Source organism: Streptomyces sp. NBC_00090 (assembly GCF_045160815.1).
GTDB lineage: Bacteria > Actinomycetota > Actinomycetes > Streptomycetales > Streptomycetaceae > Streptomyces.
Window position 1 is genome coordinate 4327172 of sequence record NZ_CP108224.1, and the last position, 14141, is coordinate 4341312.

13 protein-coding genes and 2 riboswitches are annotated in these 14141 nt (G+C 74.3%); of the genes, 7 read left to right on the forward strand and 6 right to left on the reverse strand.

Annotated elements, in window-relative coordinates:
• Positions 1-142: 142 nt before the first annotated feature.
• The gene (locus OG361_RS19285) at positions 143-940 is read right to left on the reverse strand and encodes a CbtA family protein (RefSeq protein WP_405855185.1); all 798 of its coding nucleotides are present in this window, start codon (positions 938-940) and stop codon (positions 143-145) included.
• Positions 941-963: 23 nt separating this feature from the next.
• On the reverse strand, positions 964-1191 hold the full coding sequence (locus tag OG361_RS19290) for a CbtB-domain containing protein (protein ID WP_405855187.1): 228 nt from the start codon (positions 1189-1191) through the stop codon (positions 964-966).
• A gap of 59 nt (positions 1192-1250) precedes the next feature.
• Positions 1251-1326, reverse strand: a riboswitch (cobalamin riboswitch).
• A gap of 108 nt (positions 1327-1434) precedes the next feature.
• Here OG361_RS19290 and OG361_RS19295 point away from each other — a divergent pair.
• Positions 1435-2004 (forward strand): histidine phosphatase family protein, encoded by a 570-nt coding sequence (locus OG361_RS19295; RefSeq protein WP_405855189.1) that lies wholly within the window; start codon positions 1435-1437, stop codon positions 2002-2004.
• Here OG361_RS19295 and OG361_RS19300 read toward each other — a convergent pair.
• Positions 1997-2353, reverse strand: a complete 357-nt coding sequence (locus OG361_RS19300; RefSeq protein WP_386291585.1) for a GntR family transcriptional regulator — start codon at positions 2351-2353, stop codon at positions 1997-1999. The two genes, OG361_RS19295 and OG361_RS19300, sit on opposite strands and share 8 nt — an antisense overlap.
• A gap of 2 nt (positions 2354-2355) precedes the next feature.
• Positions 2356-3312, reverse strand: a complete 957-nt coding sequence (locus tag OG361_RS19305) for a hypothetical protein (RefSeq protein ID WP_405855191.1) — start codon at positions 3310-3312, stop codon at positions 2356-2358.
• A 222-nt stretch (positions 3313-3534) separates the two neighbouring features.
• Here OG361_RS19305 and OG361_RS19310 point away from each other — a divergent pair, with 222 nt between their 5' ends.
• Both OG361_RS19310 and OG361_RS19315 read left to right on the forward strand, forming a co-directional pair.
• On the forward strand, positions 3535-4515 hold the full coding sequence (locus tag OG361_RS19310) for a nucleoside hydrolase (RefSeq protein WP_405855193.1): 981 nt from the start codon (positions 3535-3537) through the stop codon (positions 4513-4515).
• Between the two features lie 59 nt (positions 4516-4574).
• Positions 4575-4769: a hypothetical protein gene (locus tag OG361_RS19315; protein ID WP_405855195.1), complete on the forward strand. Its 195-nt coding sequence runs from the start codon at positions 4575-4577 to the stop codon at positions 4767-4769.
• Here the strand turns inward: OG361_RS19315 and cobN are convergent.
• On the reverse strand, positions 4766-8401 hold the full coding sequence (gene cobN / locus OG361_RS19320; protein ID WP_405855197.1) for a cobaltochelatase subunit CobN: 3636 nt from the start codon (positions 8399-8401) through the stop codon (positions 4766-4768). The two genes, OG361_RS19315 and cobN, sit on opposite strands and share 4 nt — an antisense overlap.
• A gap of 40 nt (positions 8402-8441) precedes the next feature.
• Positions 8442-8575: riboswitch (cobalamin riboswitch) on the reverse strand.
• Positions 8576-8654: 79 nt separating this feature from the next.
• Here cobN and OG361_RS19325 point away from each other — a divergent pair.
• The 4 genes from OG361_RS19325 (at position 8655) to OG361_RS19340 (ending at position 13483) form a co-directional block, all read left to right on the forward strand.
• The gene (locus OG361_RS19325) at positions 8655-9944 is read left to right on the forward strand and encodes a cobalamin biosynthesis protein CobG (protein WP_405855199.1); all 1290 of its coding nucleotides are present in this window, start codon (positions 8655-8657) and stop codon (positions 9942-9944) included.
• A gap of 14 nt (positions 9945-9958) precedes the next feature.
• Positions 9959-10594 carry a precorrin-8X methylmutase gene (locus OG361_RS19330; RefSeq protein WP_405862336.1) on the forward strand — a complete coding sequence of 212 codons (636 nt, stop codon included), beginning with the start codon at positions 9959-9961 and terminating at the stop codon, positions 10592-10594.
• Positions 10591-12075 (forward strand): precorrin-3B C(17)-methyltransferase, encoded by a 1485-nt coding sequence (gene cobJ, locus OG361_RS19335; RefSeq protein WP_405855201.1) that lies wholly within the window; start codon positions 10591-10593, stop codon positions 12073-12075. Before OG361_RS19330 ends, cobJ begins: the two co-directional genes overlap by 4 nt.
• A 121-nt stretch (positions 12076-12196) precedes the next feature.
• Positions 12197-13483 (forward strand): hypothetical protein, encoded by a 1287-nt coding sequence (locus OG361_RS19340; RefSeq protein ID WP_405855203.1) that lies wholly within the window; start codon positions 12197-12199, stop codon positions 13481-13483.
• 31 nt (positions 13484-13514) lie between these two features.
• Here the strand turns inward: OG361_RS19340 and OG361_RS19345 are convergent, their stop codons facing one another.
• On the reverse strand, positions 13515-14123 hold the full coding sequence (locus OG361_RS19345; RefSeq protein ID WP_405855205.1) for a DUF3471 domain-containing protein: 609 nt from the start codon (positions 14121-14123) through the stop codon (positions 13515-13517).
• Positions 14124-14141: the final 18 nt, after the last annotated feature.

Consider the following 14141-nt stretch of genomic DNA (forward strand, 5'->3'; position numbering starts at 1 on the left):
CGGCGCCTTCCCCGTACGCGCCACGTCTACGGGGAAGGCACCACTCCGGAAGGCGCCACTCTGGAGGGCACCACGCTCGAAGGCGCCATGGTGCAAGGCACCACGCTCGAAGGCGCCATGCTGCGAGGCGCCACGCGGTGCCTCAGGCCGGGACCGTCTCCGCGACCGCGGGGCGGGGTGCGGCCGGGGCGAGCAGTCGCTGGGCCAGGGAGCCGAAGGCGACCGCGAACACCGCCCACAGGACCGCCTGGATCCCGAGGGTGGCGAGCCGGAACTCCCAGAGCACGGCGGCCGGGAAGCCGGCCTGTACCGCGTCGTCGTTGCCCGGCAGGAACGCGCAGGCGACGGCGACGGCGACGACGAAGCCGGCCCCGGCGACGAGGGTCGCGTTCCAGTTGCCCAGGCGGGGGGCGAGGCGGCGGCCGGCGACGACCGCGGCGACGCCGAGCAGCACGCTCAGCAGGATCATCAGGAAGAAGAGCGTGGTGCGCTGCCCGATGGTGTCCGGGTTGCCGACGGCCGGCGGGGTCGCCGGGTACTTCAGGAACGGCACCAGGTAGACGGTCGTGAAGGCGGCGGCCGCGACGAGCGCGGCGGTCGCCTTCGGCGTGAACCGGCCCACGCGTCCCAGGACGAAGGCGAACGCGAGGGAGGCGATGCCGCCGAGCGCGACACCGTAGACGAGGACGCCGGTGGCCAGGCCGGCCGTGGACTGGACGCCCCGGCTGACCAGTTCCTCCTCTTCGGCTTCCCCGGCGGCGGCCGCGCCGTGGCCCGCGTGCTCGGCCTGTGCGGCGGCCTCCTCGACGGCGATCGAGGCGTCGACGGACGGCTCACCGACGGCGTACGCGACGGCGAAGGCGAACAGTCCGGCGATCAGGCCCGCGAGCATGCCGCGGACCAGCAGTCTCCTCACGGTGGAGGACGTCGTGTCGTACATGTGCGTGAGCTCCTCTACCGCGATCAGTGGCAGGGGAAGCCGAGCAGATGACGACCGTCGTGGACCCACTCGTGCACGTCGCTGCCCGCGAAGACGGACAGGGCGCCCTGCTCGGCGCCGACGAAGTAGAGCGCGACCACCGCCAGGAGCCCGGCGAACAGGGCCCAGGGCAGCACGGTGCGGACCGGCAGGGAAACCGGCAGCGCGACAGGGGTGGTGGGGGTGACGGACGGGGCGACGGCCTCGGCCATGGCGGTACCTCCTCGGGAACTCGCGTCCCAGTACGGTGGTGCGCGACGACGGTCGTCGGGTCTGACTCGCCGTGTCCCGGGGGTGCCGGGGCGGCTCACAGTGGCGCGACCGTGCCGGTTTTCCACCGGACTTCCGTGTCGCCGTCGTCGGTCTCTGGAATTGTCGCCGTGACCGTACCGCGCCCGCCGTGCCGCGCCAAGGGCGCATGGGCGGCCAATCGACCACTGAGGGAAGAATCACCTGTGAACGCGCCCCCGCCGGAACGGACCGTACGGCTCGTCCTCGTCGCCCCCGCCATGAACGCGGCCCTGCGCGAGGCCCGGTTCGACGACGGCTCCCCGGTGGAGCCGGTGAGCACCGACCCGGTCCGCCTCGGACGGTCGGCCCGGGTGCTCACCTCACCGTCCCCGCGCTGCCGGGGCACGGCCGAACTCCTCGGCCTGACGGGGGCCGAGGAGGTGGCGGCGCTCGCGGGCTGCGCGATGGGCCGGTGGCGGGGCCGGCGCCTGGACGAACTCGTCGCCGAGGAGCCGGAGTCGGTGGCTGCCTGGCTCTCCGACCCGGACGCCGTCCCGCACGGCGGCGAGTCCCTGAGCTCCCTCTGGGCCCGGGTCGCCGCCTGGGCGGACGCCCTGGAGCCGGGCACCGTCTGGGCCGTCGCCGAGCCGGACGTGATCCGGGCGGCCGTCGCGCACGCCCTCGGCGCGCCCGGGGCGGCCTTCTGGCGCCTCGACGTGCGCCCCCTGTCGTACGTGGAGCTGACGGGCCGCTCCGGCCGCTGGAACGTCGGGATCGGCTCCCGCCTCAGCTGAGGCTGGTACGGGCGAGCTCCAGGAACTCCGCCTCCGTCAGGCCCAGTTCGCGGGCCTCGGCCGCCGCCTCCCGCAGCCGGGAGACCAGCCGGGCGCGGTCGGGGGCGGCGGCGCCGGGGACGATGACGGCGCCCCGGCCGCGGCGGAGTTCGATCAGGCCCTCCTCGCGGAGCCGCTGGTAGCCGCGGAGGACGGTGTGGACGTTGACGCCCAGGGAGTCGGCGAGCTCCCGGGCGGCCGGGAGGCGTTCGCCGGGCTCGGCGGAGCCGTCGGCGAGCGCCCCGCGGACGCAGGCGGCGATCTGGTCGCCGAGCGGGACGGAGGAGGCCGGGTCGACGCGGAAGAGCACGGTCAGACCTTCCCATGCCGCTCGGCCAGCGCGTTCAGGAGGGCGGCGGCGGTGCGCGCGTCGGGCACGGTGACCGCGAACTCGCGGCCGCTCTCCCGCCGTACGACGAGGGCCTCGCCGGAGCGCAGCACCACGCCCGTGCGGTGGGCCCGGACCCGGTAGCCCCAGCCGCCGAAGTCCGCGAGGGCGTCGACGTCCCGGACGCTCGCGGCCTCGACGGCGTCGAGCGGGACCCGGACGCGGGGGCGGGGGACGAGGGCCGAGCGGACGGTGAGGCCGTGCCGGTCGACGGTGACCCGGACCCGGGCGAGCGCCAGCCCGGGCACCCCGATGACGAGGCCGAGCAGGCCCAGCAGGGCGCCGGGCCAGGTGGCGAGGAGCAGGGTGAAGGGGGCGGCGGCGAGGGCGAGCACGGCGAGGGCGGTGAGCAGCCGGGAGCCGGTGTCGCGGGACCAGCCGGCGACCTCGCCCGCGGCGAGCGGGAGCCGCGGGTCGTCCGCCGCGGGGCCGGGGCCGGCGGCCGGCTCCTCCTGGGGGACGAGCGAGGTGAGCGCCCAGCCGGCGGCGCCGGCCACGGCAGCGGCCGTGAGGGCCACGCCGAGGTCCATGCCGGGGGAGAAGACCTGCACCTCGAACTCGTCGCCGACGTTGGCGCGGAGGAGCTGGACGAAGAGCCCGCCGGTGAAGCCCGCGGTGGCCCAGGCGCCCCACAGCCCGCGGCGCCGCACGGTCGTGGCCCAGCCGGCGGCGAGGGCGAGGAGCAGGCCCGTACTGATGAGGACGTAGGCCGTCGGGCCGGTCCAGCCGTCGGCCCGTCCGTCGTCCCCGAGCGAGAAGTGGGTGGCGAGTTCGGCGGGGAACTCGTCCCGCCAGCGGGCGAAGAGGAGCAGGTGGACGGCGAGGGCGAGGACGAAGGGGAGCGCGGCGAGCGCGCGGAGACGCGGCGTTGCACGGTTCATGAAAACCTCCTTGTTTGCACTCTACTAGAACAATGAGATTTGTCATCGGGTCTTCGAGAGGGGTCTTCGAGATGCGAGCCCGCGGTACAGGTTGTTGACTGGGCCGAACGCAGACACATAGGGAGACTTCATGCGCCGCCGGTCCACCGGTCGTCGACGCGGCGGCGGCGAAGGTCGCGAAGGACAAGTGACGGTGACCCTCGCCTGTGGGACGGTGGAGACATGCCCGTACCTGTGATCCTCGACTGCGATCCCGGTCACGACGACGCCTTCAACATCCTGCTGGCCGCCGCCCACCCCGCCGTCGACCTGCTCGCGATCACCACCGTCGCGGGCAACCAGTCGGTGGAGAAGACCACCCTCAACGCCCGCCGCGTGTGCGAGGCCGCCGGGATCCGGGGCGTGCCGATCTCGGCGGGCGCGGCGGGGCCGCTGCACGCCCGGCCGCAGGGCGCGCCGCTCATCGCGGAGAACATCCACGGCGGCTCCGGGCTCGACGGCCCGAGCTGGGACCCCACCTTCGGCGAGGCCGACCCGACCGTGCCGCAGGACCCGCGCGACGCGCTCACGCTCCTCCACTCCACCCTGACCACCCACCCGGCCCCGGTGACGCTCGTCCCGACGGGCCCGCTGACCAACATCGCGACGCTGCTCCTCGCGTACCCGCGGCTGACGGCCAGGATCGAGCGGATCGTCCTGATGGGCGGGTCCGTCGAGCGCGGAAACACCACCCCCGCCGCCGAGTTCAACGTCCTCTGCGACCCGGAGGCGGCGGACATCGTCTTCGGCTGCGGTGTGCCGGTGACGATGTTCGGCCTCAACGCCACCCATCAGGTGCGGGCCACCCCCGCGGTCGTCGCCCGGCTCGCCGCGCTCGGCACCCCGCTGAGCCGGCTCTGCGTCGAGCTGCTCACCTACTTCGCGTCGACCTACCGCGAGGTGTACGGCTTCGACGCGCCCCCGCTGCACGACCCGCTGACGGTGGCCCATCTCATCGACCCGTCACTCGTCAGCCTGGTCCGGGCGGCGGTGCGGGTGGAGCTGGCGGGGACGTGGACGCGAGGCGCGACCGTCGTCGACCTGGACGGGGTGACGGGGCTGACGCCCAACGCGGAGGTGGGCATGGAGGTCGACGCGGACGGCTTCTGGGACCTGATCGTCGAGGCGGTACGGGTGCTGGGCGGCGCCCCGCGGACGCCGTAGCGCCCGCACCAGACCCGCGGCGGCGCCGGCGAGCAGTACGCCCCCCGGACGCGGGCGCGGTGCGGGCCCCCGCCCGGGTCGGAGTGCTCCGCCAGGAGACGGCCCCGCCCACCGACCCCCGTACGGTGAGCGAGGCCGCGCTCGCGGAGTACCGGGGCACGCGGATCGTGGTCAGCCACGACCGGCGGCTCCGGGAGGGCTTCCGGGGCCGGCGCCTCGAACCGGCACCGGCCCGGGAGCAGGTGACGGGCTAGCCCTCGTCGCCCTCGTCGTCCGAGGATCCTTCGAGGTCGCCCTCCGTCTCCAGGAACACCTGGCGCAGGGCGGCCAGGGTCTCCGGGTCCGGCTTCTCCCACATGCCGCGCGACTCGGCTTCGAGGAGCCGCTCCGCGATGCCGTGCAGGGCCCACGGGTTGGCCTCCTTCAGGAAGGCCTGGTTCTCCGCGTCGAGCACGTACTCCTGCGTCAGCTTGTCGTACATCCAGTCGGCCACGACGCCCGTGGTGGCGTCGTACCCGAAGAGGTAGTCGACCGTCGCCGCGAGCTCGAACGCGCCCTTGTAGCCGTGGCGGCGCATCGCCTCGATCCAGCGCGGGTTGACCACGCGGGCCCGGAAGACCCGGGAGGTCTCCTCGACCAGCGTGCGGGTGCGGACCGTCTCCGGGCGGGTGGAGTCGCCGATGTACGCCTCGGGGGCCGTGCCCTTCAGCGCGCGGACGGTCGCCACCATGCCGCCGTGGTACTGGAAGTAGTCGTCGGAGTCCGCGATGTCGTGCTCGCGCGTGTCCGTGTTCTTCGCCGCGACCGCGATCCGCTTGTACGCGGTCTCCATCTCCTCGCGCGCCGGGCGGCCTTCGAGCCCGCGGCCGTAGGCGTAGCCGCCCCAGACCGTGTAGACCTCCGCGAGGTCGGCGTCCGTGCGCCAGTCGCGGCTGTCGATCAGCTGGAGGATGCCCGCTCCGTACGTGCCCGGCCGGGAGCCGAAGATCCGGGTCGTGGCGCGCCGCTCGTCGCCGTGCTCGGCGAGGTCGGCCTGCGCGTGCGCCCGTACGTAGTTCTCCGAGGCGGGCTCGTCCAGTCCCGCGACCAGCCGTACGGCGTCGTCGAGGAGGCCGATGACGTGCGGGAACGCGTCCCGGAAGAAGCCCGAGATGCGGAGCGTGACGTCGACGCGCGGGCGGCCGAGCTCCGCGAGCGGGATCGGCTCAAGGCCGTTCACCCGGCGGGAGGCGTCGTCCCAGAGCGGGCGGACGCCCAGCAGGGCGAGCGCCTCGGCCACGTCGTCGCCGGCGGTACGCATCGCGCTCGTGCCCCAGAGGGAGAGCCCGACGGAGGTCGGCCACTCGCCGTTGTCCGTGCGGTAGCGCTCCAGGAGCGAGTCGGCGAGTGCCTGGCCGGTCTCCCAGGCGAGCCGGGACGGCACGGCCTTCGGGTCGACCGAGTAGAAGTTCCGGCCGGTCGGCAGGACGTTGACCAGGCCGCGGAGCGGGGAGCCGGACGGGCCGGCCGGGACGAAGCCGCCGTTCAGGGCGTGCACCGCGTGGGTGAGCTCGTCGGTGGTCGCGGCGAGCCGCGGCACGACCTGCTCGCAGGCGAAGCGGAGGACGTCCCGGACCTCGGGGCCGTACGCGGCGGCGACCGTCGCGACGGCCTCCACCGACCAGTCGGCGGCCTCCATCGCCTCGACCAGCTCGCGCGCCTTCGCCTCCGCCTCGTCGGCGGTGGTCCGGGTCGCGGCCGACTCGTCGAGACCCAGGGCCTCGCGCAGGCCGGGCAGCGCCTGCGTACCGCCCCAGATCTGCCGGGCGCGCAGGATGGAGAGGACCAGGTTGACCCGGGCCTCGCCCTCCGGCGCCCCGCCCAGGACGTGCAGACCGTCCCTGATCTGCGCGTCCTTGACCTCGCACAGCCAGCCGTCGACGTGCAGCAGGAAGTCGTCGAAGCCGTCGTCCTCCGGCCGGTCCTGGAGCCCCAGGTCGTGGTCGAGCTTGGCCGCCTGGATCAGCGTCCAGATCTGGGCGCGGATCGCGGGCAGCTTCGACGGGTCCATGGAGGAGATCTGCGCGTACTCGTCGAGGAGCTGCTCCAGGCGCGCGATGTCGCCGTAGGAGTCGGCGCGCGCCATCGGCGGCACCAGGTGGTCGACGAGGGTGGCGTGCACGCGGCGCTTGGCCTGCGTGCCCTCGCCCGGGTCGTTGACGAGGAAGGGGTAGATCAGGGGGATGTCGCCGAGGGCAGCGTCCGGGCCGCAGGCGGCGGACAGGCCGGCGTTCTTGCCGGGCAGCCACTCCAGGTTGCCGTGCTTGCCCAGGTGGACCATGGCGTCGGCGCCGAAGCCGCCGTCCTCGGCACGGGCGGCGATCCAGCGGTAGGCGGCCAGGTAGTGGTGGGACGGCGGCAGATCGGGGTCGTGGTAGATCGCGATCGGGTTCTCGCCGAAGCCGCGCGGCGGCTGGATGAGGATCAGCAGGTTCCCGCGGCGCAGGGCGGCGAGCACGATGTCGCCCTCCGGGTTGCGGGAGCGGTCCAGGAACATCTCGCCCGGCGGCGGCCCCCAGTGCTCCTCGACGTCCGACCGCAGCTCGGCGGGGAGTTCGGCGTACCAGCGCTTGTAGTCGGCGGCCGGGATGCGGACCGGGTTCCGGGCGAGCTGCTCCTCGGTCAGCCAGTCCTGGTCGTGGCCGCCGGCCTCGATGAGGGCGTAGATCAGCTCGTCGCCGTCGCCCGACACCAGGCCGGGGAGCTCCTCGACGGGACCGAAGTCGTACCCCTCTTCACGAAGGCGGCGGAGGAGGGAGACGGCGGAGGCGGGGGTGTCCAGACCGACCGCGTTGCCGATGCGGGAGTGCTTCGTCGGGTACGCGGAGAGGACGAGCGCCAGCTTCTTCTCGGCGTTCGGGATGTGCCGCAGGCGCGCGTGGCGGACCGCGATCCCGGCGACGCGGGCGGCGCGCTCGGCGTCCGCGACGTACGCGGGCAGACCGTCCGCGTCGATCTCCTTGAAGGAGAAGGGGACGGTGATGAGCCGGCCGTCGAACTCGGGGACGGCGACCTGGCTGGCCGCGTCCAGCGGCGACAGGCCCTCGTCGTTCTCCTCCCAGTTCGCACGCGAACCGGTCAGGCAGAGCGCCTGGAGGATCGGCACGTCGAGCGCGGCGAGCGCGCCCGCGTCCCAGGCCTCCTCGTCGCCGCCGGCCTGCGCCTCGGCGGGCTTGGTGCCACCGGCGGCGAGGACGGTGGTGACGATCGCGTCGGCCCCGCGCAGCCGGTCGAGCAGCTCGGGCTCGGGGGCCCGCAGGGAGGCCACGTACAGCGGGAGCGCCTGGGCGCCGGCGTCCTCGATCGCCTCGCACAGGGTGTCCACGAAGGCGGTGTTCCCGCTCATGTGGTGGGCGCGGTAGTAGAGCACCGCGATCGTCGGGCCGTCCGTACGCCTCGGGGTGCGCGCCAGCGGGCCCCAGGTGGGGGCGGCGGCCGGGGCCTCGAAGCCGTGGCCGGTGAGGAGGACCGTGTCGGAGAGGAAGCGGGCCAGCTGCTCCAGGTTGCCGGGGCCGCCGTGCGCGAGGTAGGCGTGCGCCTCGGTGGCGACGCCGACGGGGACGGTCGAGGTCTCCATCAGCTGGGCGTCGGGGGCCTGTTCGCCGCTGAGGACGACGACCGGCTTCCCGGTGGCGCGGATCGCGTCGATCCCCTCCTCCCAGGAGCGGAGGCCGCCCAGGAGGCGGACGACGACGAGCTCGACGCCGTCGAGGAGGCCGGGCAGGTCGGCGAGGGGCAGCCGGGCGGGGTTGGCGAAGCGGTACTCCACCGGCCCTTCGGCCGAGACGGCGTTCGCCGCACGGGCGCTGAGCAGGTCGGTGTCGGAGTGCGACAGCAGCAGAAGCATGGCGTGCGCAGGCCCTTCCTCGGGGTTGTCCGCGCCCCGGGTGGTCGTGTGGACGGCGGGAGTTCCTGACTCACCGGTCCCGTCGCCGGGGCCGGCTCACAGTGGCGGGACCGCGCCGGATTCTCACCGGGCTTCCTCCCCGGGGTCCTGGAACCCCATGCCGATCTGCATAGTAGATCGTGCCGTCGGCGGGGCGGGGCGGGCCGTGGAGTCGGCCGGATCACACCCGGTGGCGGGCCGGTTCCCCGTGGGTATGCTCGCCGCCATGCCGCCCACCCCACCCTCTGCGCCCGAACGGGGCGAAGCTCGCATACGGGACCGTGGCGACGCCTGCCCCGGGGCGCTGCGCCTGCACACCGCCGACGACGGCCGGCTGGCCCGACTGCGGCTGCCCGCAGGGCGGTTGACGGCACGTCAGATCGAGACGCTCGCGCACGCGGCGGAGTCCCTCGGCGACGGGCGGATCAGTCTCACCTCCCGGGGGAACGCGGAGCTGCGCGGCCTCGCGGAGGGCTGCGGCGCCGAGCTCGCCGCGCTTCTCGCGGAAGCGGGCCTGCTGCCCTCCCCCACCCACGAGCGCGTCCGCAACATCGTGGCCTCGCCCGCCGCCGGCCTCGACGGACTCGGCGGCCCCGAGGTCCAGTTGTGGGCCCGTGAGCTCGACGAGCTGCTCTGTGCCGAACCCTGGACCGCGGCGCTTTCCGGCCGTTTCCTCTTCGTCCTCGACGACGGACGCGGTGACGTGGCGGGACTCGGGGGCGATGTGACCTTGGTCGCAGTGGAGCGGGGTTCCTCCTCTGTCTCCTCCGCCTCTTTCTCCTCCTCCGCGCTCCTGTACGTCGGCGGGCGGGCCTTCCGGGTCGGCGGAGCCGACGCGCCGCGGGCCGCGCTCGCCGCCGCCGGGGCGTTCCTGGACGCCGCCCGCGAGGCCGGGAACGGGGCCTGGCGGGTGCGGGAGCTGCCGGCGGAGTGCGCCCCGGACGTGGCGGGCGCCCTCGACCGCGCCGGGATCGCGGCGGAGCCCGTACCGGCGGCGGAGTCCCTGCTGGTCCTGGGCCCGCCGCCCGCGCCCGGTCCGCTCGGCCCCACCGCCCTGTACGTCCTGGCCCCCCTCGGCCGCCTCACCGCCGCCCAGCTGCGCGCGCTGCTGCCCGCCGAGGAGGTGCGGCTGACGCCGTGGCGCGGAGCGGTCGTGGTCGGGGCGACAGCGGAAGCCGGCAGGCTCGCGGGCCTCACCTCGTACGGGCTGATCACCCGCCCCGACTCCCCCTGGGCGGGCGTCACCGCCTGCACGGGGCTGCCCGGCTGCGCCAAGTCCCTCGCGGACGTCCGCGCCGACGCGCACCCGGGGGCCCTTGGACTCCCCGTCCACTACTCCGGGTGCGAGCGCCGCTGCGGCCACCCGCACGGCACCTGGGTCGACGTCGTCGCCACCGCCGACGGCGCCTATCTGGTGGACGGCGCCCCCATCCCCCGTACCGCCCTGCCCGAAGCGGTGACCACGGCCCGCACCACCACCCCCGCCACCACGACGACGAGATGAGCGAGAGCAACAGGATGTTCGATTACGAGAAGGACGGGACGGAGATCTACCGCCGGTCCTTTGCCACGATCCGCGCCGAGGCGGAGCTCGCGGGCCTGCCCGCCGACGTCGCCCAGGTGGCGGTCCGGATGATCCACGCCTGCGGCATGACCGACCTCGTCCAGGACATCGCGTACTCCCCCCAGGTCGTCGCGAACGCCCGCGAGGCCCTGCGCGCCGGAGCGCCGATCCTCTGCGACGCGCAGATGGTCGCCAGCGGCGTCACCCGCAAGCGGCTGCCCGCCGACAACGAGGTGATCTGCACGCTCTCCGACCCGGCCGTGCCGGGCCTCGCCGCCGAGCTGGGCACCACCCGCTCCGCCGCCGCGCTCGAACTGTGGCGGGACCGCCTCGAAGGCTCCGTCGTCGCGATCGGCAACGCCCCCACCGCCCTCTTCCACCTCCTGGAGATGATCGCGAAGGGCGCTCCCCGCCCCGCCGCCGTCCTCGGCATCCCGGTCGGCTTCATCGGCGCCGCCGAGTCCAAGGACGCGCTCGCGGAGCAGACGCTCGGCCTCGACTACCTCGTCGTACGGGGCCGGCGCGGCGGAAGCGCGATGACCGCCGCCGCGATCAACGCCCTCGCCCACGAAGCGGAGATCCAGCAGTGACCGGAAAGCTGTACGGGGTCGGGCTCGGCCCCGGCGACCCGAACCTCATGACGGTCGCGGCCGTGAAGGCCATCGCCGGAGCCGACGTCATCGCCTACCACTCCGCCCGCCACGGCCGCTCGATCGCCCGCTCCATCGCGGCCGAGCACATCCGCGAGGACCACGTCGAGGAGCGGCTCATGTACCCGCTCACGGTCGAGACCACGGACCACCCCGGCGGCTACCGCGGCGCCCTGAACGACTTCTACGAGGAGGCGGCGGCCCGCCTCGCCGCCCACCTCGACGCCGGCCGCACGGTCGCCGTCCTCGCCGAGGGCGACCCGCTCTTCTACGGCTCGTACCAGCACATGCACAAGCGGCTCGCGGACCGCTACGACACGACCGTCATCCCTGGTGTCACCTCGGTCAGCGCAGCCGCCGCCCGCCTCGGCGAGCCGCTCTGCGAGGCGGAGGAGGTCCTCACGATCATCCCCGGCACGCTGCCGGAGGACGAGCTGACGGCCCGCCTCGCCGGGACCGACTCGGCCGTCGTGATGAAGCTCGGCCGCACCTTCCCCACCGTGAAGCGGGCCCTGGAGCGGGCGGGCCGGCTCGACGACGCCCGGTACGTGGAGCGGGCGTTCATGGCGGGCGAGCGGACCGGCGACCTCGCCGGCATCGACCCGGACTCCGTCCCGTACTTCTCGGTCGCGGTCCTCCCCTCCCGCGTCGACCAGGAGCCCGTCGTACGGGAGCGGGGCGAGGTCGTCGTCGTCGGCACCGGCCCGGCCGGCGCGCCCTGGCTGACGCCCGAGTCGCGCGGCGCGCTCGTCAACGCCGACGTCCTCGTCGGCTACACCACCTACCTGGACCGGGTGCCGGTGCTGCGCCCCGGGCAGATCCGGCACGGCTCCGACAACAAGGTCGAGTCCGAGCGCGCCGAGTTCGCCCTCGACCTGGCCCGGCGCGGCCACAAGGTCGCGGTCGTCTCCGGCGGCGACCCGGGCGTCTTCGCCATGGCCACCGCCGTCCTGGAGGTCGCCTGCGAACCGGAGTACGCGGACGTGCCGGTGCGGGTCCTGCCCGGTGTGACCGCCGCCAACGCGGCCGCGGCCGCCGCGGGCGCCCCGCTCGGCCACGACTACGCCACCATCTCGCTCTCCGACCGGCTCAAGCCCTGGGACGTCATCGAGGCCCGGCTGCGCGCCGCCGCCGGCGCCGACCTGGTCATCGCGCTCTACAACCCGGGCTCCAAGTCCCGCACGCACCAGGTGGCGGCCGCCCGTGACCTCCTCCTCGACCTCCGCTCCCCCGAGACGCCGGTGGTCGTCGCCCGTGACGTGGGCGGCCCCGAGCAGTCGGTCCGGGTGCTGACCCTGAAGACCCTGGACCCGTCCGAGGTCGACATGCGCACCCTGCTGCTCATCGGCTCCTCCCAGACGCGCGCGGTCGAGCGCGCCGACGGCCGGACGATCGCCTGGACGCCGCGCCGGTACGCGTAGGAGTCCGGGGATTCCCGGTGGACAGGGGGGCAACCTTCGCCGCACCTCATCGGTCACACAGGTGTCCGAAGGGCGGGAAGGTCCGCCCTCCTGTCTCCACCCGAGGACTCCTGGGGGATTCGTGGCACGTCTCCGTGCAGCTCTGGTCACCGCGACCGCACTCGTAGCCGGCGTCGTCCCGGCCACCGTGGCGGCCGCCGCCCCGGTCACGGCCGGATCGCTTCCGGCCGGATCGGTGACCGCCGGCACGACCGAGGCCACCGAAGCGGGCACGGTGGTCCAGGAGGGCGGCCCGCTGGTCGTCCGCACCGGCGAGGCGGCGGTGACCACCCGGATCACGGTCACGCTGCCGGAGTCCGTCACGGGCACGGTGACCCCCAAGTTGGACATCGGCCTGCCCCTTCCCTCGGCCGGTGACGAGTACGTGCCCGACACCTCCTGCTCGGTCAACCGCGAACCGTTCGAGGACTGCGGCTGGGGCTGGTGGAACCCGGAGAACGTGACGCCCCTGCCGGCCACCATGGCGCAGAGGACGATCACCTACGACATCCGTGTCAGCGCCCTCGCCTACTACGCCCACGCCGGAAAGCGCGACGGCAAGCTGGAGATGAGGGACGAGAACGGCACCGTGGTCGCGAGCGGGCCGGTGGGCTTCCACTTCGTCCGCGGCACTCCGGAGGCTGGGGACCGCACGACGCTGCACGCCCGCGACAAGGACGGTGTCCTCTGGCAGTACGAGAGCACCGCCGACCCCGCCCACCCCCTCAAGCCGCGGACGCGCGTCGGCGGCGGCTGGAACGGCTACACCGCCCTCACCAAGCTCTACTACACCACCGCGTCCGGCCACGGCAGCCTGGTGGCCCGGGACAAGGACGGTGTGCTCTGGTACCACGAGGGCTCCGGCAATCCCGCGGCCCCGTTCAAGCCGCGCGTCCGCGAGGGCGGCGGCTGGAACATCTACACCTCGATCTCCGCCGGCTACCACGGGCTGATCGCCCGTGACCGCGACGGCGTCCTCTGGAACTACCCATACGAGAACGGAGACAGCACCGGTGCTCCGCTCAAGCCCCGCGTGCGGGTCGGCGGCGGCTGGAACGCCTACAACCTGATCAGCACCATCGGCAACAGGGTCGTGGCCCGCGACAGCGCCGGAGTGCTCTGGTCGTACGAGCCCAAGCCGTGGGCGGCGCCGGGAGTGGACAGCGCCCCGTTCAAGCCGCGCGTCCGCGTCGGCGGCGGCTGGAACACGTACAACGCCGTCCGCGGCACCGGCGACCTCGACGGCTGGAGCTCCACGGACGGCGTCGCCCGCGACGCGGCCGGCAACCTCTGGCTCTACAAGGACTCCCCGACCGCCGCCCGCACCAAGATCGGCTGGAACTGGCAGATCTACAACGCGATCGTCTGACCCGCGCTCACACGTTCACGCGTTCACGCGCTCATCGGGTGCGGGTGAAGGTGCCGAGGCCCTCGCCGTCCAGGTACTCGACGCGGACGGACTTCCCGTCCGGGGAGAACGTGACGCCGGTCGGACCGACGGCGTTCTCCCCGCGCGTCGTGAAGCTGAACGTGTTCCCGTCGTAGTGGGTGAGCCGGTACGTCTGGGGCTCCGGCCCCAGCCGCAGGACCAGGCCCCCGGCCTCCGCCGCCACCGTCAGCGTCAGCGGACCGTAGTAGTCGCTGGTGTACGTGCCGACGTAGGCGTCGTCGGCCTTCGCGGGAGCGGCGCCGGCGGGCGGGTGGGCGTAGTCCGTCTCGGACCGGCCCGCATCCTCCTGCTGCTGGTTCGAGGCGGCCGACCGCCCGGTCCACGTCCGCCCGGTCGAGCACGGGAGGCGGCTGCGGCGGGGGCGGGTCGGGGGTGGGGGTGGGGGTGGGGGTGGGGGTGGGGGTGGGGGTGGGGGATCGGCGCGGCGCCCAGCAGCGCCACGAGCCCCGCCGTGACCAGCCAGCGGACGGTACCCACCACCCCATTGAACGCCGGGCGGAATCCCCTGTCGCGCGGAAGGAACACGCCGGTAGAGTCGCCCACCGGCGAACCCGCACACGCATGCGAACCCACGCCG